The 24,439-nt window shown below is 58.4% G+C and carries 22 protein-coding genes, 3 tRNA genes and 1 other RNA gene; 23 read left to right on the top strand and 3 right to left on the bottom strand.

Annotated features, from left to right (window positions below):
- Positions 1-1,004 precede the first annotated feature (1,004 nt).
- Positions 1,005-1,372, bottom strand: a transfer-messenger RNA (tmRNA) gene (gene ssrA / locus AAY81_RS04300).
- 136 nt (positions 1,373-1,508) lie between these two features.
- Between ssrA and rdgB the strand changes: the two genes are divergently transcribed.
- The 17 genes from rdgB to AAY81_RS04380 all read left to right on the top strand — a co-directional run bounded on the left by rdgB (position 1,509) and on the right by AAY81_RS04380 (position 17,946).
- Positions 1,509-2,111 (top strand): RdgB/HAM1 family non-canonical purine NTP pyrophosphatase, encoded by a 603-nt coding sequence (gene rdgB / locus AAY81_RS04305; protein ID WP_066661811.1) that lies wholly within the window; start codon positions 1,509-1,511, stop codon positions 2,109-2,111.
- Between the two features lie 27 nt (positions 2,112-2,138).
- Positions 2,139-2,215 (top strand) — tRNA-Pro (locus tag AAY81_RS04310).
- A gap of 15 nt (positions 2,216-2,230) precedes the next feature.
- Positions 2,231-2,304: transfer RNA gene (locus AAY81_RS04315), tRNA-Gly, on the top strand.
- 1,048 nt (positions 2,305-3,352) lie between these two features.
- On the top strand, positions 3,353-4,681 hold the full coding sequence (locus AAY81_RS04320) for a glycosyltransferase family 2 protein (protein WP_066661813.1): 1,329 nt from the start codon (positions 3,353-3,355) through the stop codon (positions 4,679-4,681).
- A 138-nt stretch (positions 4,682-4,819) separates the two neighbouring features.
- Positions 4,820-5,236: a double zinc ribbon domain-containing protein gene (locus tag AAY81_RS10420; protein WP_143117358.1), complete on the top strand. Its 417-nt coding sequence runs from the start codon at positions 4,820-4,822 to the stop codon at positions 5,234-5,236.
- Complete coding sequence (locus AAY81_RS10425; protein ID WP_143117357.1) at positions 5,237-5,596, top strand: ComF family protein; 360 nt, start codon at positions 5,237-5,239, stop codon at positions 5,594-5,596.
- Between the two features lie 318 nt (positions 5,597-5,914).
- On the top strand, positions 5,915-6,874 hold the full coding sequence (locus tag AAY81_RS04330) for a substrate-binding periplasmic protein (RefSeq protein ID WP_066661815.1): 960 nt from the start codon (positions 5,915-5,917) through the stop codon (positions 6,872-6,874).
- 199 nt (positions 6,875-7,073) lie between these two features.
- Positions 7,074-7,745 (top strand): precorrin-2 dehydrogenase/sirohydrochlorin ferrochelatase family protein, encoded by a 672-nt coding sequence (locus AAY81_RS04335; protein ID WP_066661816.1) that lies wholly within the window; start codon positions 7,074-7,076, stop codon positions 7,743-7,745.
- A 1-nt stretch (position 7,746) separates the two neighbouring features.
- Positions 7,747-9,198, top strand: a complete 1,452-nt coding sequence (gene hemA / locus AAY81_RS04340) for a glutamyl-tRNA reductase (protein WP_066661817.1) — start codon at positions 7,747-7,749, stop codon at positions 9,196-9,198.
- Between the two features lie 28 nt (positions 9,199-9,226).
- Positions 9,227-10,168 carry a hydroxymethylbilane synthase gene (hemC, locus tag AAY81_RS04345; protein ID WP_066661820.1) on the top strand — a complete coding sequence of 314 codons (942 nt, stop codon included), beginning with the start codon at positions 9,227-9,229 and terminating at the stop codon, positions 10,166-10,168.
- Between the two features lie 2 nt (positions 10,169-10,170).
- Positions 10,171-11,736: a uroporphyrinogen-III C-methyltransferase gene (cobA, locus tag AAY81_RS04350; RefSeq protein ID WP_169815795.1), complete on the top strand. Its 1,566-nt coding sequence runs from the start codon at positions 10,171-10,173 to the stop codon at positions 11,734-11,736.
- Positions 11,736-12,980, top strand: coding sequence for a 12,18-didecarboxysiroheme deacetylase (gene ahbC, locus AAY81_RS04355; RefSeq protein ID WP_066661825.1), 1,245 nt, complete (start codon positions 11,736-11,738; stop codon positions 12,978-12,980). The genes cobA and ahbC overlap by 1 nt, the downstream gene beginning before the upstream one ends.
- 48 nt (positions 12,981-13,028) lie before the next feature.
- Positions 13,029-14,024: a porphobilinogen synthase gene (gene hemB, locus AAY81_RS04360; protein WP_256210053.1), complete on the top strand. Its 996-nt coding sequence runs from the start codon at positions 13,029-13,031 to the stop codon at positions 14,022-14,024.
- Between the two features lie 8 nt (positions 14,025-14,032).
- A complete protein-coding gene (locus AAY81_RS04365) occupies positions 14,033-15,451 on the top strand; it encodes a radical SAM/SPASM domain-containing protein (RefSeq protein ID WP_066661828.1) in 1,419 nt (472 codons plus the stop codon).
- Positions 15,441-16,484, top strand: coding sequence for a siroheme decarboxylase subunit beta (gene ahbB, locus AAY81_RS04370; protein ID WP_066661829.1), 1,044 nt, complete (start codon positions 15,441-15,443; stop codon positions 16,482-16,484). Before AAY81_RS04365 ends, ahbB begins: the two co-directional genes overlap by 11 nt.
- A gap of 27 nt (positions 16,485-16,511) precedes the next feature.
- Positions 16,512-17,801, top strand: a complete 1,290-nt coding sequence (hemL, locus tag AAY81_RS04375; protein ID WP_066661832.1) for a glutamate-1-semialdehyde 2,1-aminomutase — start codon at positions 16,512-16,514, stop codon at positions 17,799-17,801.
- A gap of 69 nt (positions 17,802-17,870) precedes the next feature.
- Positions 17,871-17,946 (top strand) — tRNA-Glu (locus AAY81_RS04380).
- A gap of 71 nt (positions 17,947-18,017) precedes the next feature.
- Here AAY81_RS04380 and AAY81_RS04385 read toward each other — a convergent pair.
- Positions 18,018-18,947 carry a SufB/SufD family protein gene (locus AAY81_RS04385; protein ID WP_066661834.1) on the bottom strand — a complete coding sequence of 310 codons (930 nt, stop codon included), beginning with the start codon at positions 18,945-18,947 and terminating at the stop codon, positions 18,018-18,020.
- Positions 18,948-18,959: 12 nt separating this feature from the next.
- On the bottom strand, positions 18,960-19,742 hold the full coding sequence (locus AAY81_RS04390) for an ABC transporter ATP-binding protein (RefSeq protein ID WP_066661837.1): 783 nt from the start codon (positions 19,740-19,742) through the stop codon (positions 18,960-18,962).
- 148 nt (positions 19,743-19,890) lie between these two features.
- Between AAY81_RS04390 and AAY81_RS04395 the strand changes: the two genes are divergently transcribed.
- The 6 genes from AAY81_RS04395 to rplT all read left to right on the top strand — a co-directional run bounded on the left by AAY81_RS04395 (position 19,891) and on the right by rplT (position 24,346).
- Complete coding sequence (locus AAY81_RS04395; RefSeq protein ID WP_066661843.1) at positions 19,891-20,283, top strand: hypothetical protein; 393 nt, start codon at positions 19,891-19,893, stop codon at positions 20,281-20,283.
- Between the two features lie 36 nt (positions 20,284-20,319).
- Positions 20,320-21,663, top strand: coding sequence for a hypothetical protein (locus tag AAY81_RS04400; RefSeq protein ID WP_066661845.1), 1,344 nt, complete (start codon positions 20,320-20,322; stop codon positions 21,661-21,663).
- A 101-nt stretch (positions 21,664-21,764) separates the two neighbouring features.
- A complete protein-coding gene (locus AAY81_RS04405) occupies positions 21,765-22,943 on the top strand; it encodes a glycosyltransferase family 4 protein (RefSeq protein ID WP_066661847.1) in 1,179 nt (392 codons plus the stop codon).
- A gap of 237 nt (positions 22,944-23,180) precedes the next feature.
- Positions 23,181-23,774 carry a translation initiation factor IF-3 gene (gene infC, locus AAY81_RS04410; protein ID WP_205630858.1) on the top strand — a complete coding sequence of 198 codons (594 nt, stop codon included), beginning with the start codon at positions 23,181-23,183 and terminating at the stop codon, positions 23,772-23,774.
- A gap of 1 nt (position 23,775) precedes the next feature.
- On the top strand, positions 23,776-23,973 hold the full coding sequence (gene rpmI / locus AAY81_RS04415; protein WP_066661856.1) for a 50S ribosomal protein L35: 198 nt from the start codon (positions 23,776-23,778) through the stop codon (positions 23,971-23,973).
- Positions 23,974-23,992: 19 nt separating this feature from the next.
- On the top strand, positions 23,993-24,346 hold the full coding sequence (rplT, locus tag AAY81_RS04420; RefSeq protein ID WP_066661858.1) for a 50S ribosomal protein L20: 354 nt from the start codon (positions 23,993-23,995) through the stop codon (positions 24,344-24,346).
- Positions 24,347-24,439: the final 93 nt, after the last annotated feature.

Raw genomic sequence — 24,439 nt, forward strand, 5'->3', positions numbered from 1 at the left:
GGAACCCTTCCATCCCGGGCGCCCAGCCGCGTTCGCCCCTCGGGCACCGCTCCGCTGCTCGCGTGGTTTCGGCCCCGCACGGGCCGAAACCTACGCTCGTGCGCTGCGCTGCTTCATGCTTTTACTTGCGCTGCCGTAACCCCTGGAGGCGTTTGCGGAAACTTCGTTTCCGCTCCGCCTCCAGGGGTTCCGATATGCAGCGCTATTTGAATGCTTTCAGAGTGCCCCGAGAGGCGAACGCGGCTGGACGCCAACAACGCGGAGTCGCCCAGCGGAAATTGCGGGCGCGCTGTCGGCTGAGAGGCCTACTGTAAACCTTTCTTGGGGGGTCTTCTTGGGGCCTCCGTTCGCCTTTGGCGAACGATTGGCCCCTGCAAGCGAGTGGGCTCGTGAGTGGGCGTGACGAGCCGTCGCGGTTGGCGAAATTGACTCGGGGTGCTGTACCCTTTCTCCATTGCAATTGGAGAAAGTGGATTAGATGCCCCCTTCACGAAACTGCATCTCTCCTGACAAAATTTTGAGATATAGAGACATGACGCGATTCGTCGCATTCTAAAATGCCTGGTCAAAGATTATCGTGTATTTCGAGCTGCAGTCTTCTGGAAGCGTTTGGTGGCGTTTTCCCTGCAATTGATTCCCTGGGCGAGCTCGAAATGGTTCTATATCTCGAAAAACTGTCAATCGACGGCCGTTTTCGTGAAATGCGTCCGCTTAACGCGTTTCCACCCCAATGAGTTCGATTCTCCGTAACGATGCGCGCAAAAGGAAAAGGCTGGCAGCGGGTGCTACCAGCCTATTGTCTGTGGTGGAGGCGCGGAGAATCCCGCGTTCGCCTTCGGCAAACGCTCAACCCCTCCCTCGTAGGCTCGGTCGGGCGAAACGCTACGGACGCCCCACTGGGGCGTCCGCTTGACGCGTTTCCACCCCAATGAGTTCGATTCTCCGCGTATGCAGCTCCCGAAAATGGAAAAGGCTGGCAGCGGGTGCTACCAGCCTATTGTCTGTGGTGGAGGCGCGGAGAATCGAACTCCGGTCCATACTAGACAGTTCCCAGGACGCTACAAGCTTAGTCGGCGAAAAGTGTTCAGCGAAGGTGCGCTCGTCGACGAACAATGCCTTCGCCTAATCGGTTCGATCTTTATCGTGCGCCATACCGATTACGTGCGCGGATGCATCCCTCTAATGTGACATCGCGGCTGGGCCGAGGGAAGTGCCCAACGTTGACGCGCTGCTATAAATTAAGCAGCGAGGGCGTACTGCCCAGAGAAAGATTTGTTGTCAATTAAATTTGACGGTACCCCTGTTTAGCGTGGCGAGGAGACCACGGCTTGCTTCCCGGTTCGAGCCTACCATGTCGAAACCAGTCGCCCCCGAAATTGGGTGGACACTCATTCTACGCGCTGGCGCATTGCCAATCAAGCTTGTATACCGTGTGCAACGTAAGGCACACAGGCTGCGGGTGCGTCTGCTCCGCGTATACTTTTATCCACTAACGTGAGGAGTACGATATGAAGCAAGTCATTATCGCCAGTAATAATGCCCATAAGGTTCAGGAGATTGAAACTGCACTCGACTTCGAAGGGTGGGAATTCAAGACGTTGCGTCAGGCGGGGCTCGATTCCGATCCCGAAGAGGATGCTGATACGTTCCTGGGTAACGCTCGCATCAAGGCGCGTGCTGCCCACGAGCTGTCTGGTTCAGCTGTTCTTGCTGATGACTCTGGCTTGGAAGTGGATGCCCTCGATGGGGCGCCGGGCGTCTATTCTTCGCGCTATGCGGGCGAGCATGGCGACGATGCCGCGAACAACGCCAAGCTCTTGAGGGAGCTCGCCAACGTTCCCGATGAAAAGCGGACGGCCCGATTCGTCTGCACGCTGGTCTTTATCGATGAAGATGGCACTGAGCTTACGGCTCGTGGCACTATCGAGGGAAAGATCGGATACGAGGAGCGTGGTAATGAGGGCTTTGGCTACGACCCGCTGTTCGTGCCCGACGAGTTTGGTGGCGAGCTGACGCTTGCCCAGGTATCGCAGGCCCAGAAAAACAGCGTGTCACACCGTGGAAACGCCCTTCGTGCATTGCGGAAGAATATTTCTGAAACATTGAAATAGTCTGATATAATGACCAAGCTGCAAAGGCGGGACGTGGCGCAGTTCGGTAGCGCGCCTGCTTTGGGAGCAGGATGTCGCAGGTTCAAATCCTGTCGTCCCGACCAGCAGTCCTTGCATATGCGGGTGTGGTTCAATGGTAGAACTTCAGCCTTCCAAGCTGATAACGCGGGTTCGATTCCCGTCACCCGCTCCAATTCGATTACAGAAACGCTCACCACACGGTGGGCGTTTTCCTTTCCGCCTGGCACTAGGGAATCGAACCGATGAGGTGGAATTCCGTTAAGCAAACGCGCCAGTGGCGCGTTTGTAGGAATTCGCCCGACCGAGCCTGCGAGGGAGGGGTCGGGGTTCGCGAAGCGAACGCCGGAGCCCGTCACCCGCTCCAATTCGCTTACAGCAACGCTCACCACACGGTGGGCGTTTTCCTTTCCACCTGGCACTAGGGAATCGAACCGATGAGGTGGAAACGCTTTAAGCGGATTCCAAATCCCCTCACTCGTCATAGCGGGCGAGCGAAGCGATGCCCGCCCGATCGCTTATGGGTCCGCCCGTTCGCCAAAGGCGAACGCAGGACGGGGACGCAAACCCCCGCCTGCTCGCGGGGGCCAATCGTTCGCCACAGGCGAACGGAGGCCCCAGATGAAATCCCCAAGAAAGGTTTAAAGTAGGCCTCTCAGCCGATTGAGCGCTCCGAGTGTCGTCGATTGCCGCGATCCTTCGTTGCTGGCGCCCGGCCGCGTTCGCCCCTCGGGGCACTGTGAAAGCAAACAAAAACGCGCTGTACCCGGGGTTGCCGCGGAGAGCGGGAGGCGAAGCCTCGCGCAAATCCGCGGGCAACCCCGGGCAGCGCGCAGTAAAAGCATGAACCAGCGAGCGCACGAGCGGCCCCGTCGATTTCTGCCGGCGGGAACGGAGGCGCAGCCGAACGTTCCCGTCTGGGAAACCAACCACGGGGCCGCGAGCAGCGGAGCGGGTGCCCCAAGGGGCGAACGCGGCCGGGCGCCCGGGACGGACTCACGCAGCAAGTGGCAAAACGGGGCGCTCAAGAGGATGTAGCTATGTGTTCAGGATGTGGGCGAGGGGCGCGATTCTGTGTAGACGGTGTGCGCTCAAGCACTGCGCACTGTAATGCGCATTTAGCTGAACTGGGGAAATGTCACTAACTGACGGATTTGTAAGGTTTAAGGCTGGAATTGTTCCTATAATTAGCACGTTTAAGTAGAAAGCCAAAAGGAGGGTACGTGTTAGACGAGTTGTTCTCGCAGCTATCGTTCGTCGATATCTTCAACTTCTGCGTTTTTATCACGTTCACTGTTTGCTACGCCTATCAGCTGTATTACGTGCTTGTCACGCTTACGCGCAAGCCGCCGGCGCATGTAGCGAAGAAGAATCACAAATATGCCGTGCTCGTCTCGGCGCGCAACGAGGCCACGGTCATCGCCGACCTCATTCACAGCATTCGCGTTCAGAATTATCCGCAGGAGCTAATTGACGTGTTCGTCATTGCCGATAATTGCACCGACAACACGGCGGAAATTGCACGTACGGCGGGCGCTCACGTGTTCGAGCGCGAAAACACCGAGCAGCGTGGCAAGGGCTATGCCCTGGATTATGGCTACAAGAACATCCAGCGCTATTACGGCGATGCTGGTTATGAAGCGTATTTCGTGTTCGACGCCGACAACGTGCTGGACGTTAACTACTTCCGCGAGATGAACAACACGTTCGACTCGGGTGCCATCGCCTCCACGAGCTACCGCAACTCCAAGAACTTCGATAGCAACTGGATTTCCGCTGGCTATGGCGTGTGGTTCCTGCGCGAGGCGAAGTACCTGAACCAGAGCCGTCTGACGCTGAACACCAGCTGCGCGGTTTCCGGTACGGGCTTCTTCATTGCCGCCGAAGTGCTTGCGAAGTCCGATGGCTGGAAGTGGCACCTTCTTACCGAGGATATCGAGTTCTCCACGAGCACGATCTGCGAGGGCGGGCGCATCGCCTATTGCCCCACGGCCGTTCTCTACGACGAGCAGCCCATTACCTTCCGCGATTCCTGGCGTCAACGCGAGCGTTGGGCCAAGGGCTTCTACCAGGTGTTTGGCCACTATGGTCTCCGCTTGGTGAAGGGCATGTTCACGAATCCCCATGGTCGTAGGTTCGCATGCTACGACATGCTCATGACCATTGCTCCGGGCATGCTGCTCACGCTCGTCACCATCACGTTCAACGCCATCATCATCGGCCTTTCCGTTGCGGGCGTTATGTCTACGGGCCAGATGGTTGCTACCAGCGCGTCCTCCATCATGTTCTGCATTCTGAACTACATGCTGTTCATGTTCCTGTTTGGCGTGCTCACCACGTTTACGGAATGGGATAACATCCACACGTCCTCGAAGAACAAGGTGAAGTACATGTTTACGTTCCCCTTGTTCATGATTACGTACATTCCCATTGCGATCGCCGCTCTGTTCATGAAGCCGGAATGGAAGCCCATCAAGCACAGCATCACGGTCAACGTGAGCGAATACGCTACGGTGCAGGGCAAGGAAAGCGAGAGCGTTCTTTCCCGTTAGTTCCTGGTAAATGTCGCTTTGCGAGGCTGTTGCGTGATGATTGCGCAACAGCCTCGCTATTTTTTCGCGATCATTTTTTCGTAGCGCTGTCGCTCCGTTCTTCCATGCTCGAAGGCATGACGCGTGGGAAGGAGCGACATGGAAACGGCTATGGCGAAGGTCGATGCGGGCGAACGCCCAGTTCCTCGGTGGCGAAGATACGCTCTTGCGGCAGCTGAGTGCCTTGCCGAGACGGTGTGGCCCACTCGATGCGTTATTTGCGAGCGGTTGGGTTCGGTGCTGTGCGAGCGATGTCGTCGCGCGCTTCCGTATATCGACCAATGGATGGCTTGTCCGCGGTGTGGCGCTCCCTATGGTATGCGGCAGTGCACCGAATGCAACCGTCTGAGCCTGCGCGATACGGGCTTCGACGATCCTCCGTTCGATGCGTGCGTGAGCGCCGCTTTCTTCTCTTCCGCGGTGGCACGTATCGTACGCACGCATAAGGATGGGGGAGAGCGTAGGCTGGCGCGCGATATGGCCTATGCCATGGCCTGCGCCATTCCGCCCGATTGAATGCGCGAAGGGGTATCGGTTGTTCCCATCCCCGCAACGCGCGAGGCGCAGCGATCGCGTGGGTTCGACCATGGCGCATCGCTGGCTCAGGCCGTAGCGGAGTACCTGCATGCACCCTGCGCACGTTTGCTAGAGCCGCCTTGCGCGAAGGACCAGCGAGAACTAACGCGTGGCGAGCGGTTTGCCAATATGGAAGCGGCCTTTTCCCTACAGGGCGTCGATTGCGACTTCCACATACGTAACGTCATCTTGGTGGATGACGTATTTACTACGGGAGCGACCTTGTTTGCCGCTGCTGCGACATTGCGAGCCGCAGGGGTAGAGCACGTGCGTTGCGCTACCTTTGCACGTGTGTATTGATATTACGCAAACTGGTTCGCCTATACGGCCATCTGATACAATATCTGGTGCTTTTACGGGCTGTAGTTGCGGAATGCACGTTGCATTCCTATTCCATGGCAGATGCGGTCAAAAGGATCCACGTAAGCGTGTGCCGCAAGGCACCGTGAGCATGGCGCATTCTAGATGTAAGACGCACCGTCCGTTTACCTTATGCGGCATACCGTCGCGCGGACGAGAGGGTGATGGTGAACAGCTCAGCTCCAGTGCGCGAGTGTGGGGGCAAAGACTAGGTCAGCCGTAACAGCATTACGTAGAACCGAAGCGGAAGGTTATGCTATGAAACGTAGGGTCTCGGTAGGTATCGCGTGCATGCTCGTGTGCGCCCTCTGCATGGTCCTTTGCGGATGCCAGAGTCAATCTTCTTACGAGCCCACCAAAAAGAGCGCAACCGTAACGGTTCCCACCATTGGCCAGGATGGCAAGCTCCGTGTTGGCGTGAATTCTTCCAACGCTCCGTTCTCCACGCAGGTTTCGGGCAAGCTCGTTGGCATCGACGTTGACATTGCTGCCGCTCTTGCCACCGAAATGGGCCTCGAGCTCGAACTCGTCGACGTGGGCAACGATGCCGAAGGCGCCCTGGAAGATGGTTCCGTCGACATCATCATGAACCAGGAAGCGGGCGACACTTCCAGCACGGCATGGCTTTCCGATGCCTATCTGCCCACGGCGGTTTCCGTGTTCTCCACGTCTTCTTCCTCTTCGCTTCCTTCCGAGGATTCCAAGCCCACCATCGAAGCGCAGTCGTCTTCCATGAGCGCATGGGAAGTTGCCAATCAGTTCGGCGATACGTCCCTGTCTAGCGTGTCCGATTTGAAGACCGCGTTCTCCGATCTGTCTTCCGGCAAGACGACCTACGTTGCGGCCGATGCCGTCATTGGTTCGTACGTAGCGTACACGAGCAGCGTCGATGCGAAGATCGTAGGTGTGCTGCAGAAGGTTGGCGGTTATAGCATCGGCATCTCCACCTCCAATACTGAGCTGCAGAATGCTGTTGCCACTGCCCTGAAGACGATTTCCTCTAACGGCACCATTTCCGTGATCGAATCCAAGTGGCTGGGCACGTCGCTCGACCTTAGCAGCGTCGACCAGTCCGCCGCGGCTCGCAAGTCGTCTGGTTCCTCCAGCTCCTCTTCGACCACTTCTTCCACCGCTACGCAGGAAGATAAGTCTGCCGGCGATTCGGTGCAGGCCGACGACGCATCCTCTTCTCAGGAGGCAACTGACTCCGCTGCGTAATGCCTGCAATACGCATTTGTTGGCATTTCGTTACCAGATACACCACATGAAGTATTGACCCTACCTGTTTTCGTGCAGGTAGGGTCATTCTTGTTTGTTTTGCCCTCATCCGTCTGCAAGGGCTGTGCTATGGCGGGAAAGCCGTCTTACGGGGCTATAATCCTTGCTGTAAGGAGATGGATATGGAGGTCAAGCACGCATGAGTGATTCCCAGTACGTTGCCCGTCCGGCGTATTATCCCGTTTTCGTCGACCTAACCGACCGTCGTACGGTCGTCATTGGTGGCGGCAAGGTTGCCGAGCGAAAGGTCGAGACGCTCCTATCGTGCGGAGCTTCCGTCCGTGTTGTTTCGCCCTGCGTCACCGATGCCATCCAGGCTCGAGCCGACGCCGGTGAAATCGAACTTCATCTGCGTTGCTATGAGGAGGGCGACCTTGCGGGCGCGTGCATGGCGTATTGCGCCTGCGGGGTCCCTAGCGTCAACAGCCTCTGCCATGAAGAGGCGCGACGTGTCGGGTGCCTCATGAATGTGGTGGACGTTCCTTCCGAATGCGATTTCATTGTCCCTTCCATCGTTTCGCGTGGCCCGCTTACCATTGCCGTTTCCACGTCGGGCACCGCTCCCACCGAAGCCAAGTCTATTCGCCGCTCCCTCGAGCAGCAGTTCGACGATAGCTGGGCGGACTACTTGGAGCTCATGGGGCAGGTTCGCTTGCTCGTGAAGGAGCGCATCGAGGGCTCCGATGAGACCCGTCGTCCGTATTACGAGGCCGCAAGCGCCGCTGGTTGGCGCGAGCGCATTGCTTCGGGCGAAACCATCGAGCCCGAGGATGCCTATCGTCAGGCGTGCAGTATGGTGGAGGCTCGTTAATATGCAGTTGTACATGATGGGCCTCAGCTATAAGACGGCCGATGTCGATGTTCGCGAATCGGTTGCCATCAGCAGGCCCCACCTTGCGAGCGCCCTTTGCTCGCTAACCGCGTACGAAGGCGTGCGCGGCGCCGTGATTCTTTCCACGTGCAATCGCACCGAGATTTACGTTGACGCTCAGTCGCCCGATTTGGCTCGGGAGGGAATCCGCTCGTTCCTGCGTGAGTATCGCCAGGTTGATGTTGATGAGCTCGAGCCCCATCTCTATCGACGCGAGGGCTTCGAGGCGGTGCATCACCTGTTCAGCGTGGTTTCGTCGCTTGATTCCATGGTGCTGGGCGAGCAGCAGATCACCGGCCAGGTGAGGAATGCGTTTCGCCAGGCAATGCAAGCCGGAACGTGCACGATGGTGCTGGCGCGTATGTTCCGCCAGGCGCTTACCTGCGGAAAGCGCGTGCGTAACGAAACGGGCATCAGCGAAAGCCACGTTTCGGTTTCCACAGTTGCCATTGATGTCGCCCGTGCCGAGTTCGAGTCGTTCCACGATAAGACGGTACTCATCGTGGGGTCGGGCGAGATGAGCGAACTCGCTGCCCGCTACCTTCAGGAACAGGGCGTCAAATCCTTCATCGTGTCGAGCCGTACGTACGCCCATGCATGCACGCTTGCGCATGAGCTCTGTGGCACGGCCCGCCAGTTCGACGAACTCCCCGAGCTGCTTCGTCAGGCCGATATCGTCATTTCGTCTACCGCGGCACCACATTACATCCTGGTTCCTTCGCTTCTCGCGGGGTGCAAGGATCATGTGCTCATTCTCGACATCGCGCTGCCTCGTGACGTCGATCCTGCGTGTGGTGACATTCCGGGCGTTACGCTATACGACCTTGATGCTCTGGGCAAAATTATCGCGGGTAACCAGGAAAAGCGCCGTCAGGCCGCAGATGAGGCGAGGGCCATCGTCGAAGGCGAAACGCGCGCGTTCGTGGCCTGGGTTGGAGAGCATGCCGTAGTGCCCACTATCAAGAAGATGCGTAATGACGTCGAAGCCATTCGCGTGCACGAGGTTGAACATATGGTCAAGTGCCTCGATGCCAACCTTTCCGAAGAGGATATGCGCGTAGTCGAATGCGCTACGCGGGCCATCGTGAACAAGATCCTTCACGAGCCTACCGTGCGCATGAAGCAGAGCGCTTCGCATAATCGGGATTTCGAATGCGTCGAGGCGGTGCGTTACCTGTTCGGTTACAGCGATGGCATGGTCGAGCATGCGCGCTCCCTTGCCGAAGATGCCGAATCGGTGGGGGCGGGAGCTGCGGCTCCCCATGCCATGCCGCCGCATCCCATTCCGCATGCCCATTTTACGTTCGGGCCGAATGGGGTTCCCAATATGTCGGAAGCTGACATGAAGGCCATGTGCGAGGGCCTGTTCGCTTCTGCGGCAACGAACGAATAGTTTCGAAACAAGACGAGGAGGTACTTCTGTGGAGAAGCAGACGATTGTCCTGGGCAGTCGGGGCAGCAAGCTTGCTCTATGGCAGACGAATTACGTAAAGGGGCTTCTGGAGACGGCTGCTCCCGAATACGATTATTGCGTCGAAGTAGTTCACACGAAGGGCGACAAGATTCTCGATGTCGCGCTTTCCAAGATTGGCGATAAGGGCCTGTTCACGAAGGAGCTCGAGCATGCACTGCTCGACGGGTCGGTCGATCTGTGCGTGCACTCCATGAAGGACATGCCCACCGTATTGCCCGAAGGCCTTTCCATTCAGGGCGTCCCCGTACGTGCGAACGCAGCCGATGCGCTCGTCATGCGCGGAGGGGTTGGCTCGCTTCTCGAGCTCCCTGCAGGTGCGCGCGTTGCTACGGGCTCGCTGCGTCGAACCGCCCAGCTCAAGCGACTGCGCCCCGATATCGAGCCGTGCGAGATCCGCGGCAATATCGATTCCCGTATCCGCCGTATCGTCGAAGGCGAATTTGATGCGGGCGTCCTTGCCTGCGCGGGTATCGAACGTTTGGGCATTCCCAATGTGATTGCCCAGGTTATTTCCACTGCTGACATGATTCCCGCTGTGGGGCAGGGCGCCATTGCCATCGAGGTACGTTCGGACGACGAGCGCGTTGCCGCCCTGTGCGCTGCCATTACGCACGAGCCCACGATGAGGGCCGTTCGTGCGGAGCGTATTGTCTTGCGTGCGCTCGAGGGTGGCTGCCAGGTTCCCATGGGCGTTCACGCTCGCGACGTCGTGGATGAAACGGGCGATGTGCGCATGGTCATGGATGGCTTTGTGAGCTCGCTTGATGGCGTTCGCTTTGTGCGTGCCCATGGCGAATGCGTGCCGTCCGATTACGAGACGATGGCCCAGGGCATGGTCGACGACCTGCTTGCCGGTGGCGCGGGCCCCATTCTGAGCGAGCTGCGATGAGCATGGCGAACGAATCCCTGGTATATCTCATCGGCGCGGGTCCGGGCGATCCGGGGCTGCTTACGTGCAGGGCGCGCGAGGTTCTGCAGGCTGCCGATGTCGTTATCTACGATTACCTTGCGAGCGATGCTGTTATGCGCTTCGCTAATCGCCAGGCCAAGCGTATCTTCGTGGGTAAGAAGGGCTTTTCGGCCCATGTTACGCAGGAGGAGATCAACGCCTGCATCATCCAGGAAGCCAGCGCGCCCGGCTTGGTCATTGCCCGCCTGAAGGGTGGCGACCCGTTCGTCTTCGGCCGTGGTGGGGAAGAGGGCCTTGCGTTGCGCGAGGCAGGTATTCCCTTCAAGGTGGTTCCCGGCGTTACCGCCGGCGTTGCGGCACCAGCCTATGCGGGTATTCCCGTAACCCATCGCCGCGTTGCCACGTCGGTTACGCTGGTCACGGGCCATGAGACGCCTGATAAAAACGAATCGGGCATCAATTGGGAGTTTTTGGCAAAGGGCGGCGACACACTGTGCTTCTACATGGGCATTCGCGATTTGCCCACCATAGTGCGCAAGCTCATCGAGGGTGGCCGTGCCGCGAATACGCCCGTTGCGCTCGTTCGTTGGGGTACGACGCCGCGTCAGGAGACGCTTGTCGCGACACTGGAAACGGTGGTCGAGAGGGTGCGCGAAGCCCAGTTCAAGGCTCCCGCCATCATCGTTGTCGGCGACGTGGTTTCCCTCCGCGACGACCTTTCCTGGTTCGAGGATGCTCCGTTGTTTGGGAAGACGGTCGTTGTCACTCGTTCCCGCGAACAGGCTTCGGCTCTGTCGAGTCGTCTGAGCGTGCTGGGTGCCGACGTTGTGGAATTCCCCACGATCGAGATTGCTCCTCGCGCTATGGACGACGAGCTGACGTCGGCCATAGCCGACCTTTCCGCTGGCGCGTTTGATTGGGTTGTTTTCACCAGCGCGAATGGCGTTTCTTGCTTCTTCGATATGCTTTGCGCTCAGGGGTGCGACGCCCGTGTGTTTGCCGGCAGCAAGATTGCCGCCATCGGCCCTGCGACTGCCCAGGCGTTGGAGGCCCGCGGCCTGCATGCCGACCTCGTTCCTCCGCGCTTCGTAGCCGAGAGCGTTGTTGCATCGCTTTCGGAGGCTTGCGACCTGTCATCCGCGAGCATTCTTATTCCGCGCGCTTCCGCTGCGCGCGATGTCCTGCCCGCCTCGTTGAGCGAGGCTGGTGCAACGGTGCGCGTCGTGCCCGTGTACGACACCGTTATGCCGCACGACGAGGAGGCGGGCGACTTGGTCGAACGCCTGCGCTCGGGAGAAGTGAGTGCCGTTACGTTCACGAGTTCGTCCACCGCACGCAATTTTGCGTCTATGGTGCGCGATGCGTGCGAGCCGGGCGAGTGGCCCGCTTTGCTTTCTGGCGTGCAGCTTGCAAGCATTGGCCCCATTACGAGCAACACGATGCGCGAGGAAGGGATGGAGCCCACGTGCGAGGCTCCTACCTACACCATTCCCGCACTGGCACATTTGGTAGAAGACGTTCTGTCTAACGAGAAGGAGAACAACTAGTGATCGGCATTTCCAAACTCTACTGCGGTTCCGTTGAGCCCAGCGACGTTCTGCGTTACAAGCGTCAGTCGAAGGAGCTCCCGAGCGGCTTGCTTCAGTTCTCGAAGGACAAGAAGCCCGTCGTGGTGTGGAACTGCACCCGTACGTGCAACCTGAAGTGCGAGCATTGCTACGCGCAGTCCGATGGCCATCGTTACGACCAGCTTTCCACCGAAGAGGCCAAGGTCATGATCGACGATTTGGCTGCTTTCGGCGCTCCCGTCCTGCTGTTCAGCGGTGGCGAGCCCACGATGCGCCCCGATTTGCTCGAGCTCATGCACTATGCCAAGAGCAAGGGCATGCGCGTGGTCATTTCCACTAACGGCACGCTCATCACGCCCGAGCTGGCCAAGCAGTTCGCTGAGGTTGGCCTTTCCTACGTGGGCGTTTCCTTCGATGGCGACCCCGAGACCCACGACAAGTTCCGCGGCGTGCAAGGTTCGTTCGACCGCGCCCTGCAGGGTCTGAAGAACGCCCAGGCCGAGGGCATCAAGGTTGGCCTGCGCTTTACCATCAACAAGCACAACTGGCGCGAGATCAACGATATCTTCGACCTTATGCAGCGCGAGGGCATCAACCGTGCCTGCTTCTATCACCTGGTGTATTCGGGCCGCGGTAGCGAAATGATCGACGAGGACCTGAACCACGAGGAAACGCGTCAGGCCGTGCGCCTCATCATGGACCGTACGAAGCAGTGGTTCGACGAGGGTGGCACTCCCGAGATTCTCACCGTAGACAACCATGCCGACGCTCCGTTCGTATACATGGAGCTCCTGAAGGAAGACCCCGAGCGTGCCGAAAAGGTCATGCAGCTGCTTCAGTGGAACCAGGGCAACAGCTCGGGCAATGGCATTGGCTGCATTAGCTGGGATGGCGAAGTGTACGCCGACCAGTTCTGGCGTCACTACAGCTTCGGCAACGTGAAGGATCGTCCCTTCAGCGAGATCTGGAGCGACGTGAGCCGTACCGACGAGCGCAGCGAGCTCATGTTCCGCCTGAAGGACAAGCGCCCCTTTGTGAAGGGCCGTTGCGCTGACTGCCGTTGGCTCGACGTCTGCGGCGGCAACTTCCGCGTGCGCGCCGAAGCCGCAACGGGCGACCTGTGGGCTTCCGATCCCGCGTGCTACCTTACCGACGAGGAAATCGCCAAGCATCCCGACGACCCCGAGAAGCGCATCGTCGAAGCTCCCGCATACGAAGACTAGCAATTACGTTGAATGGACGGCGCGTCGCTGCGCCGTCCTCGAAGGAAGATGATAGACATGCAGTATGGATCGTTTCCCGCGTATCGTCCGCGTCGCATGCGTGACGGCGAGCTGGCCCGCACCATGATTCGCGAGACGGGCCTTTCCGCGGACGACTTCATCTATCCGCTGTTCGTGAAGCCCGGAACGGGTTGCAGGGACGAGATTCCCTCTATGCCCGGCGTGTACCAGGTTTCCCTGGATATGCTCATGGCTGAAGTGAACGAGTTGCTTGATCTGGGCGTTCATTACGTGCTTCTCTTTGGCATTCCGGCAAGCAAGGACGAGGTTGGCTCGTCGGCCTGGGATGAGCATGGCGTGGTGCAGGAGGCGTGTCGCATCATTCGCGCCGAGGCTCCTTCCATGTACATCATCTGCGATGTTTGCATGTGCGAGTACACGAGCCACGGGCATTGCGGCAAGCTCGATGAGGATGGCTACGTGAACAACGATGCCACGCTCGAGCTGCTTTCCAACGAGGCGGTGAGCATGGCTCGTGCTGGTGCGCATATGATTGCGCCGTCCGACATGATGGATGGTCGCGTGGGTGCTATCCGCGCTGCTCTCGACGAAGCCGGCTTCGAGCGCATTCCCATTCTCAGCTATTCGACGAAGTACGCCAGTGCGTTCTACGGGCCCTTCCGCGATGCGGCGGACAGCTCTCCGTCGTTTGGCGATAGGCGTGCGTACCAGATGGATCCCGCCAACGCCCAGGAGGGTGTCCGCGAGGCGTTTTACGACATCGCCGAGGGTGCCGATATGGTCATGGTGAAGCCTGCGCTTTCGTATCTGGATGTTCTGCGTCGCGTGAAGAGCGAAACGGGCTTTCCCACGGTTGCCTACAACGTGAGCGGCGAGTATTCGATGGTGAAGGCGGCTGCTGCGCAGGGGTGGATCGATGAGAAGCGCGTGGTGCTCGAACTGCTGATGAGCATGAAGCGCGCCGGCGCCGACATGATCATTACCTATCACGCCAAAGAAGCCGCGCGTTGGCTTTCCGAGTAGGGGATGCAATGACGAACGAACAACAGATGGAACTAACGCCTCTGCAGCGCATGGCTGCCGCCGCGCGCGACGAGGCCGCGGCTGCGGGCAAGCTCACGGGGAAGGCGAAGCCCCAGGGCGGGCATCCTTCGTGGGTTCCCAAGGTGGGTAAGCGTCCCGAATGGACGAAGAAGCTTGGGGGCAAGCCCAAGGGCGCATTGCATCCCGCGAGCGTTGCGGGTCGCGGCTATCGGCCTGGTGGCGGGGAAGCTGCGAAACAGTACAAGGAGCGCACGGGCATTCAGGCTCCGCGCATCATCGCGTGGGAGATTACCCGCAGTTGCAATCTATCGTGCGAACATTGCAGGGCCGCGGCGGAGTTTGGCTACTATCCGGGCGAGCTGTCGCTTGATGAGTGCAAGGCGGTCATCGACAATATCGCCAGCATCACGAACCCCATTCTCATCCTTACCGGCGGTGAGCCGTTCATGAGGCCCGACATCTGGGAGATCGTGGACTACGCGCGCGAGGCGGGCTGCATGCCCGTCATCGGCACGAATGGCACGACCATCACGCCGGAAATCGCGCAGAAGATGGCGGAGCATCACATTAGCCGCATTAGCATCTCGCTCGACTTTCCCGATGCCGAGCGCCATGATGCGTTCCGTGGGCAGCAGGGCAGCTTCGACGATGCCGTGCGCGGCATCAAGCTTGCCCAGGAACATGGCGTTGGCGTGCAGGTGAACACCACTGTTACGAAGAAGAACGCCGAATACCTTGAGGAAATGCACGACATGGTGCGTGGGTTGGACGCGGTAGCGTTCCACCCGTTCCTGCTTGTGCCTACGGGCCGTGGCGAGAGCCTGCGCGAGGTAGAGCTTACGCCGGAGGAGTACGAGGAAGTGCTTACCTGGGCGTATTACAAGCAGAAGACCTCTCCCTTGCACTTCAAGCCCACGGACGCGCCGCAGTACTACCGCATATCGCATCAGCGCCTGCGCGAGGAGGGTGACACCTCCACGGCGGAGGAATACGGCCTGAATGCCATGACGCGTGGCTGCCTGGGTGGCATCTCCTTCGTGTTCATCAGCCATGTCGGCGACGTGCAGCCGTGCGGGTACTTCGATATGCAATTGGGCAACGTTAAGGAGACGCCGTTCAGCGAGATTTGGACGAATTCCCCTGTCTTCAACGACCTGCGTGACTTCAGCAAGCTGAAGGGGAAGTGCGGCGCGTGCGAATATCGTGGCGTGTGCGGCGGATGCCGCGCTCGCGCCCTTTCCGCAACGGGTGACTACATGGAGGAAGAGCCGTATTGCAGCTACGTTCCTCGTTCCCTGCGTAAGGAAGGCCAAGACGACGGAACGCTCAAGATGCCGGCGTTCGCCCTGGGTGCACTGTGCCCCGACGCTGACGCTGCGTGCGAAGGAGACGGCGATGTCCGCTAGCGAAGAACTGAAGAATCGTCTGCTCGACATCATCCAGTCTGGCTTTCCCATTTGCTGTGATCCCTACGCCGAGCTTGCGTCGCAGTTGGATACGAGCGAGGCTGACGTGCTTGCGGCCATTCGCGAACTGTATGCAGAGGGAAGCGTGAGGCGCATCGGTGCTTCGTTCGATTCTCGCAAGCTGGGGTATTCATCTACGTTGTGCGCCCTTGCGGTGCCTGGTGGGGAAGAGGAACTCATTGCCGCCGCCGGCATCGTGAGCGCCTATCCTGGCGTTACGCATAACTATGGCCGCGCGAACAGGTACAACCTGTGGTTCACGCTTATCACGCGCTCGGTTGAGGAAAAGGAGCGCATTCTTTCCGAAATCAGGCAGAAGACGGGCTGCGACGATTTGCTCGACATGCCCGCTTCGCGCATGTTCAAGATTCGCGTCGACTTTGGCTCGGGGCATCGTGCGCGCGCGAAGCGTGCTTCCTCGGCTCAGTCCGCGGAAGGCATCGCGCCCTTTAGCGCGGAGAGCGCGTTTGACGTTGCCCTCGTACGCTGGGCACAGGGAGACGTTGCGCGCGATGCACAGGGCGAACTGGTCGTGCGTCCCTTCGACGAGGGTGCGCGCGTTATTTCGGCCCAGGTAAACGAAAGCGTTTCGGCAGAAGACGTCGTCACGCGCATTCGCGACCTGAAGACGCTTGGCGTCATTCGCCGATTTGGCGCCATGGTGCGCCACCAGCGCATCGGATACGCATTCAACAGTATGACAGTGTGGGACATTCCCGATGAGCATGTTGAGGAGGCGGGCGCGCTCTTCGCGGCGAAGTCGTTTGTGAGCCATTGTTATGCGCGTCCTCGCATGGAAACGTGGCCTGCGAATATGTATGCTATGACGCATGCGCAAAGCGAAGAGGAAATGAGCGAGAACATTGCCGAGCTGTCTCGCGCGCTCGAGGAGGCTCAGGTGCCGTGCAGGGCTCATTTCGCGCTTACCACCACGCATGAGTTCAAGAAGGTTTCGATGACGTATTTCGCGTAGTCATCTGCGCGTTCAAGGAGCAAGAAGATGAAACACAGCGTTTCCGAACAAGATTTCCAGAAGGCTTGCGCTTCCATTCCGGGTGGCGTCAACTCTCCGGTGCGCGCATTCGCCAACGTCGATTGCAGCCCGGTCTTCTACGACCATGCGCAGGGGAGCCATGTCTGGGATGTCGATGGCAACGAGTACGTTGACTTCATCTGCAGCTGGGGCCCCATGATTCTTGGGCATCGCCCTGCCGCCGTCGACGCTGCCGTGCGTGCGCAGCTCGACAAGGGCGTGAGCTACGGTGCTCCGTGTGAGGCGGAAATCGAAATGGCCCAGGAGATATGCCGCATCGTTCCCTCTGCCGAGAAGGCGCGCATGGTTTCCAGCGGCACCGAGGCGACCATGAGCGCCATTCGCTTGGCACGTGGCTTTACGGGCCGTCCCAAGTTCATCAAATTCGAGGGCAACTACCACGGGCACTCCGACGCTCTCTTGGTTTCGGCTGGCAGTGGCGTTGCCACGTTTGGCATTCCCGGTACGCCAGGCGTAACCGATGGCGCCGTAGCCGATACCATCGTGCTGCCGTACAACGACCTCGAGGCTGTTGAGAAGGCGTTCCAGGCGCAGCCTGATTCCATCGCCTGCGTTATCGTCGAGCCGATTGCCGGCAATATGGGCGTTGTCGCTCCTGCTGATGGCTTCCTTGCCGGTTTGCGCGAGCTGTGCACGCGGTATGGCGCGCTGCTCATCTTCGACGAGGTCATCAGCGGCTTTCGCGCCGCTCTGGGCGGTGCTCAGGAACGCTATGGCGTGCTTCCCGATTTGTGCACGTTTGGCAAGATCATCGGTGGTGGCTTCCCCGTGGGTTGCTTTGCGGGTCGTGCCGACGTCATGTCGGCGCTTGCTCCCGAGGGTCCCGTGTACCAGGCGGGAACGCTTTCGGGCAATCCCGTGGCGATGCAGGCGGGTCTTGCGCAGCTGCGCGAGCTTCAGAAGCCGGGCGTGTACGAGCGTCTCGAAGAGCTGGGTGCTCGTCTGGAGGCGGGCTTGAACGAAGCCATCGAGCGTACTTCCACGCGTGCTTGCGTGAATCGCGTTGGCTCTCTGTGCACGTTGTTCTTCACCGATGGCCCTGTGCGCAATTGGGACGATGCCGCTGCCTGCGATACGCAAATGTTTGCGCGCTACTTCCGCGGCATGCTCGACAGGGGGTACCTGATTGCGCCGAGTCAGTTCGAGGCGTTGTTCCTGAGCGTTGCCCATACGGAAGAGGAAATTGATGCATTTACCACAGCTGTTGTAGATGTTCTTGGCGATATTGCGCGCTAGCCATTGTTCGCTGAGCCTTACCATCTGCGCATGATAGGATAATCCGCGCTGGCAACCCAGCGATTACCTGCCCTCTTCGTCTAGCGGCCAAGGACACCGGCTTCTCAGGTCGGAAACGCAGATTCGAATTCTGCAGGGGACACCATAGAATGCACGAGGGGCGCCCGATGATTCGGGCGCCCCTTTCATGTGGCTTGCTTGCTGTGCCTAAGGCGGTTAGCTCAGGAAGTCGTCGAGAATCTCCTGCTCTGCTTCCTCTTCGGTAAGGCCCAGCGTCTGCAGTTTGATGATCTGGTCGCCGGCGATCTTGCCGATGGCCGCTTCGTGCATGAGGATGGCGTCTTCGCAATTTGCCTCGATGGCGGGAACGGATTTCACCTTGCCATTGCCAATGAGGATGGAGTCGCATTGCACGTGGCCGCGGCATGCGGCATTGCCCACGACGAGCGGGCTGAATACCTGACGGGATTCGTCCTTCGCAACGCTGCGGCTTACCACCTGCACGCTGCTGTCGTCGCCATTCAGCTGGAAGAGCATGTTGCTTTCCGCGAACTGCTCGTCGTGCGTCATAAGCTTTTCGGTGATGATCATCTTTGCGCCTTCGGCCAGGTCGGCTTCCGTTTCGCGCTTGGTGCTCGTAACGCCTTCCAGCTGCGAGAGGTCCATTTCGCAGAACGAGTTTTCCGCCATGTGAACCTTCGTGACGGGGTTCAGGATGCGCGTGCCATTCGCGGGGCCTTCGCCATAGTGCGCTTCCGTGTACTTTACGCGTGCGCCCTTGCCGATAAAGAACTCGTGGATGCCGTCGTGCTGGCTCTGCTCGTGAGCGGCGTTGTGGATGCCGCAGCCCGCAACGATGGTGACGTCGCTGCCTTCGCCTACGTAGAACGTGTTGTATACGACGTCCTTTACGCCAGCCTGCGTAACGATGACGGGGATGTATACGGTTTCGCCGCGCGTGCCGGGCTTGATCTTGATGTCGATGCCGGGAACGCCTTCCTTGGTGGCGATTTCGATGAACGCGCTGCTGTGGCGTTCTACGAGTTCGCCGTTACGCCTAATGTTGAAAGCGCCGTTGGGCATGCCGTGCAGACCGGAAATGGTCGCAAGCAGGTTTTCGTCGATGGGGGAAAGGTCTACTGCCATGGTTGGTGCCTCCTAGCAGTTGGTGTTGATGTCGCCCGTGTTGATGTTGGTGGGCGTGGTGAACGTGCAGGCTTCGTTGGGGTTGGTGCGATGCGCCAGGTTCAGATGGGGCATGACTTCTTCGAGCGTTCCGCGCTTGTCGATCTTGCCCTTCTTCAGCAGCACGACTTCATCGGCCAGCTGGATGATGCGCTCCTGGTGGCTGATGATCATGATGGTGTGGCCTTCGCGCGCTTCGTGGATGTCGCGGAACGTGCCGGTAAGGCGATCGAAGCTCCACAGGTCGATGCCCGCTTCGGGTTCGTCATAGATGGCGAGCTTGGGATTGCGCGCCAGCAGCGTGGCGATTTCGATGCGCTTCACCTCGCCACCCGAAAGGTTCTTGTCCACCTCGCGTGTGAGCCAGTCGGCGCTGCACAGGCCGACCTTCGCCAGGTACTCGTTGCATGCGAACATGGGCAGGCGCTCGCCAGCGGCGATTTCCAGTAGCTTCTTTACCTTCATGCCCTTGAAGCGGGGCGGTTGCTGGAAGCCATAGCCGATTCCCAGCTTGGCGCGATCGCTGATGCTCGCGTGAGTGATGTCTTCTCCGTTGAACAGGATTTGGCCGCTCGTGGGCTGTTCGATGCCCATGATGAGCTTTGCCAGCGTGCTCTTGCCGCCGCCGTTCGGACCGGTGATGACGACGAACTTGTCGTCATCGATACGAAGGCTCAGGTCGTCGATGATACGCTTGGTCTCCCTCGACCCCTCGGATACGGGTACCTCAAATACCACGTTCTTGAGTTCTAGCATCTAACGTCCTCTCGTCTATGCTAATGCGTTTCGATTCGGTATTGTATCCGAACAGATGATAAGCTCCAATGGATATTATCTGGACGGTTAGGGCTGCTTGGCGGCATACTTTATAATTAATTGGCTGATGGGAAAGAAGGTGGAAACCATGTCGGAAGATAAAGCGTTCAGCCTCATAACGGTTAGCAGTGACGAAGCGGACGACGTGGTCGTTCAGGCGGGTGCCGTGCCTGTGGGTCGCGCCGGAACCACCGCAGTTTCCCAGGAGCCGGAAGCCACGCATGCTTCTCGTGCGGCTAGTGAATCTGGGGAAAGCGACGAGCTTGTCGAAATGCTTCAGAACGCCTCGGAAGAAGATCGCAGGGCATATGCCCGTCATTTGAAGAACAAGGCCATTCGCGAACGCGAGGCATATATCACGTCCGAAGACGACCTGCATGCTGCAACTCCCTTTGCGCGCATGCGCGTCATTATTATCGTTGTCGGCGTCCTCATGGTCGTGGGTGCCGTGGCCTATTGGATGCTCACTCATTCCGCATAGCAACGCCCGTACACGCTTGAAAGGTGGATGCGCCAGATGTCCGATCAAAACACGCATGGTGCTAGCGAAAGCGAAGAGATTATCGATTCCGTAGAAGAGGAAAACCAGCAGGATGGCGAAGCCGAACGCGAGCCAGTCGAGCAGGTAGCCGATACCGATGTCGCCGCGGAGGAAGCCCAGGAAGAGGCTCCGTCCGATGGGGAAGAAGCGGAACTGGAAGACGAATCGAGCGCAAGCGATTGGTCCGAAGGCTCGTTTCCCTCTAATGAAGATGACGCTCAAGCCGAGTCTGCGTTCCCGACGCCTCACTCGTTTGGCGTAGAGGATGATCGTTCGCGTTCCAATGGCGACGATGGCGTCGATGGCCTGCCTTTCGATGCCGATCACCTGTGGGATCCCGCGGAAAACGGCGAGGAATTCCTGGGTGGATCCGCCGATAGCATCGTCGATGATGCCCAGCGCGATTACTACGAATACGGCGATAAGATGCACACCGTGCGTGCCGATGTGGTAGACGAAGCCGCCGCTGCGCCGGCGCGCGGCAAACATGGTCGCCATGGCAAGGCGAAGCCCACGCGCAAGGAGCGCTTGGCTGCCATGCCCGAGCATCAGCGCAAGTCGCGTCGTCAGCGTCGCGTGCTTGTCTTCGTGCTCATCGTTCTCATTGCCCTTTTGGGCGCAATGGCCTATTGGGCGTACCAGGCCGTTACCACCATTAGCGACATCAACGTGCAGCAGGGCACCAGTGCCACTACCGATGTTCTGCAGTCCTCGAATAATTCGAATGGCAAGGATGCGTCTTCTGGCAACTCCAAGGTCACCGATGTTCCCGATCTGGTGGGCGTGCTTGGTCTTTCCCAAGACGAGGCTATTGCCAAGCTGGGTCATGGCGCTACCATCACGCTTACCGCTCCTGTAAGCGAAGAGGGCAACCCCGTTACCGCCAACCTTACCGTCATGCTCACCGACGAGCCCGCCGATTCCAAATCGGGTACTCCCACGGTGTACTTGAGCGTTACCGAGGAAGGTACGGTCGTGCGTGCTGGCTATACGGCTGCTACGGCAAGCCTTGGCTATGGCGATCTGAGTTTCAGCGATGCGGTTAGCAACGAGCACGTTATCGAGAAGACACTCAACGAGGCTGGTCTGAACGTTGCCGACGGTTCCGTTACGCTGCCCGATGCCTCGCAATACACTACGTATGCCACTGACGGCACTACGCGCGTGTTCGAAAAGTGCTCGTTCGACGGCACGTCTACCGTGGGAAGCGCCACGTACAATTGGTCGTCGGTGCTTTCGTACGATTACACGGCTGCTAACGCAAGTGGCAATCTCGCCGATACCGTTCGCCAGATTACCATCTACATTTCTGCTTCTTAGATGCGGTTTGATTTCTGGTAGAACGAAAGAGCTATAATTCATCGATTGTGCGCCCATACTAGATATGGGCGCGATACTGTAGGGCGGCACGAGGACTAGCGTTGGATTTTCTTCAGTTGGGCATTGTTTTGCTGGTGGCTTTCGTGGTCACGTATATCATGGTGCCCGTATCCAAGCGCATCGCGCTGCGCATTGGCGCCATCGACTATCCCAGCAATCGTCGTGTCAACACCACGCCCATTCCTCGCTGTGGTGGCATTGCGCTCTACGTTGGCTTCCTGGCCGGTCTTCTGGTCATGTACGTTCAGTCGTTTACCTGCGGTCATAGTTGGCTCGACATCATCATGGAGCGAAATGTGAATCCGCCGCTTCTGGTGTGCGGCATTACGTTCATGTTCGCCTTGGGTCTGGTCGATGACGTTCGTCAGATCAACGCCAAGATCAAGTTTGCTGGTCAGATTGTGGCCTGCTGCCTCATTTACGCTGCGGGCATTTCCATCGACGCCATTGGCTCTCCCATCGATGCGGAAGGTCATAGGCTTATCTTCCTGCATTGGGCCGATATGCCCATTACCGTCATTTACTTGCTTGGGTTCGTGAACATCACTAATCTCATCGACGGATTGGATGGCCTTGCCGCGGGTATCGTTGCCATCGTTACCGCATGTCTTATGGTGCTCGTTGCCGCGCAGGGTTCGTTCACGCTTACGGGCATGTGCCTTGCGCTTATTGGCGCCTGCCTGGCATTCCTTCGTTTCAACTTCTATCCGGCTACCGTATTCATGGGCGATTCGGGCTCACTCTTTCTGGGCCTAATCGTTGGTATCGTTTCTATTATGGGCGTCGTGCGCATGTCCAGCTTGGTGCTCATGCTCGTTCCGCTGGTCATTGCCGGCGTTCCCGTTATAGACACGCTTTCGGCTATCGTGCGTCGCAAGGTTGCTCACAAGCATATCGATGAGGCCGATCTCGGCCACGTGCACCATCGCCTGCTTGACGCTGGGTTCAGCCAGCGCAAGGCGGTCATCATTTTGTATTGCTGCTCGGGCGTGCTTGGCGCCATTGGCATTTCCATTGGCCAGTTCACTGGTTCGGAACGTTGGGTCATTCTTGGGGTTCTGGCTGCGGCGCTTGCCGTTGTCATTTGGAAGTTCAAGCTGTTCAAGCCCGTTTTGCGCCATTACTACGAGCATAAGGGCAAGGAAGGCCCGCGTATGCCTTCGGGCTATGGGCGTGGCGAGCAGATCCCGGAAGACCCGGAGTCTGGGGAAGAGAAGTAGCACGTTGCTTTTCCCTTGTGTAGAATGCGTGCCGCGAATCCTTTTCGTGCATATCGCAGGATACGACGTGGTAGGATAAGCAAGCTGTCATTCAAGAGGGCGTTGTAGCCCCACCTGTTTCGGCGCTTCGGTTGCTGATGGGTCATGCGAATATATGCTGTTAGGCGTATTTTGTTGTGTGTCCCATGGCTCGATGCCATGGGTTTTTTATTAGATAGCAACGATACCTTGAAGGGGGTGTTTGCGATAGCTGCACAGGAACCACGGCTCAATGAGTCCATCACCGCACGTGAAGTGCGTCTCATTGGCTATGACGGAGAGCAGATGGGCATTTGCGCCGTCGAGGAAGCTCAGCATGTTGCCGATAACGCTGGCCTCGACCTCGTTGAAATTGCTCCGAATGCGAATCCGCCCGTATGCCGCGTAATGGATTACGGGAAGTTCAAGTACGAACAGGCTATCAAGGCCAAGCAGGCTCGCAAGAACCAGAGCAAGATCGAAACCAAGGAAATGAAGTTTCGTCCCAAGATCGATGTGGGCGACTACACCACCAAGAAGAAGCACGTCATTCGCTTCCTCGAGGCGGGCAACAAGGTCAAGATCACGATCATGTTCCGCGGCCGCGAAATGGCTCATCCGGAACAGGGTCTGAGCATTCTGGAACGCCTGGCTGATGATTTGAAGGATATTGCGGCAATTGAAAGCCAGCCCAAGATGGAAGGCCGCAATATGCACATGGTTATTTCGCCTTTGCCTGGCACGGCCAAGAACAAGAAGGCCGCTGCTGGTAAGCGTAATAGGAAGAACGTCGAAGAAAAGGAAGGGGAGTAACATGCCCAAGATGAAGACTCATCGCGGCACCGCTAAGCGTTTCCGCGTTACCGGTTCTGGCAAGATCATGCGCTCCAAGGCTTACAAGAGCCACATTCTCACCAAGAAGAGCCAGAAGCGCAAGCGTAATTTCCGCCACGAAACCGAGATTGCCAAGGCTGACCAGAAGGTCGTCGCTCGCAATCTTGGCCGTCGATAGTAAGTAAGGGAGGATTGAAATGCCTCGTGTAAAGCGTGCCGTTAACGCTCATAAGAAGCGCCGCACCGTCCTTAATCGTGCCAAGGGTTACTATGGCGCAAAGTCTCGTTCCTATCGCGCTGCGAAGGAACAGGTCCAGCACTCGCTGCAGTACCAGTACCGCGATCGCCGCAACAAGAAGCGTGAGATTCGTCGTCTTTGGATTACGCGTATCAACGCTGCCGCTCGCATCAATGGCATGAGCTACTCCACGTTCATGAATGGCCTGAAGAAGGCTGGCGTCGAGCTCGACCGCAAGGTTCTCGCCGACATGGCCGTAAACGATGCTCCTGCGTTCGCCGCTCTTACGGAAGTTGCCAAGAAGGCTCTGTAAATCCGGCTGCATAGCATGATAAAAGGGATTGGCATTTGCCAATCCCTTTTTGTTTTGCCTCATGCGTTGTATCCCCCATGTGCGATGTTGGCT

It is taken from the genome of Denitrobacterium detoxificans (genome assembly GCF_001643775.1).
GTDB lineage: Bacteria > Actinomycetota > Coriobacteriia > Coriobacteriales > Eggerthellaceae > Denitrobacterium > Denitrobacterium detoxificans.

Coding starts and splice junctions, on each gene's coding strand:
- hemB (WP_256210053.1), top strand. CDS start 13,029: ATGATAGACATGCAGTATGGATCGTTTCCCGCGTATCGTCCGCGTCGC.
- rplT (WP_066661858.1), top strand. CDS start 23,993: ATGCCTCGTGTAAAGCGTGCCGTTAACGCTCATAAGAAGCGCCGCACC.
- AAY81_RS04365 (WP_066661828.1), top strand. CDS start 14,033: ATGACGAACGAACAACAGATGGAACTAACGCCTCTGCAGCGCATGGCT.
- AAY81_RS04395 (WP_066661843.1), top strand. CDS start 19,891: ATGTCGGAAGATAAAGCGTTCAGCCTCATAACGGTTAGCAGTGACGAA.
- AAY81_RS10425 (WP_143117357.1), top strand. CDS start 5,237: ATGCGCGAAGGGGTATCGGTTGTTCCCATCCCCGCAACGCGCGAGGCG.
- AAY81_RS10420 (WP_143117358.1), top strand. CDS start 4,820: ATGGAAACGGCTATGGCGAAGGTCGATGCGGGCGAACGCCCAGTTCCT.
- hemA (WP_066661817.1), top strand. CDS start 7,747: ATGCAGTTGTACATGATGGGCCTCAGCTATAAGACGGCCGATGTCGAT.
- AAY81_RS04390 (WP_066661837.1), bottom strand. CDS start 19,742: ATGCTAGAACTCAAGAACGTGGTATTTGAGGTACCCGTATCCGAGGGG.
- AAY81_RS04335 (WP_066661816.1), top strand. CDS start 7,074: ATGAGTGATTCCCAGTACGTTGCCCGTCCGGCGTATTATCCCGTTTTC.
- cobA (WP_169815795.1), top strand. CDS start 10,171: ATGGCGAACGAATCCCTGGTATATCTCATCGGCGCGGGTCCGGGCGAT.
- hemL (WP_066661832.1), top strand. CDS start 16,512: ATGAAACACAGCGTTTCCGAACAAGATTTCCAGAAGGCTTGCGCTTCC.
- rpmI (WP_066661856.1), top strand. CDS start 23,776: ATGCCCAAGATGAAGACTCATCGCGGCACCGCTAAGCGTTTCCGCGTT.
- AAY81_RS04385 (WP_066661834.1), bottom strand. CDS start 18,947: ATGGCAGTAGACCTTTCCCCCATCGACGAAAACCTGCTTGCGACCATT.
- AAY81_RS04400 (WP_066661845.1), top strand. CDS start 20,320: ATGTCCGATCAAAACACGCATGGTGCTAGCGAAAGCGAAGAGATTATC.
- ahbB (WP_066661829.1), top strand. CDS start 15,441: ATGTCCGCTAGCGAAGAACTGAAGAATCGTCTGCTCGACATCATCCAG.
- AAY81_RS04330 (WP_066661815.1), top strand. CDS start 5,915: ATGAAACGTAGGGTCTCGGTAGGTATCGCGTGCATGCTCGTGTGCGCC.
- rdgB (WP_066661811.1), top strand. CDS start 1,509: ATGAAGCAAGTCATTATCGCCAGTAATAATGCCCATAAGGTTCAGGAG.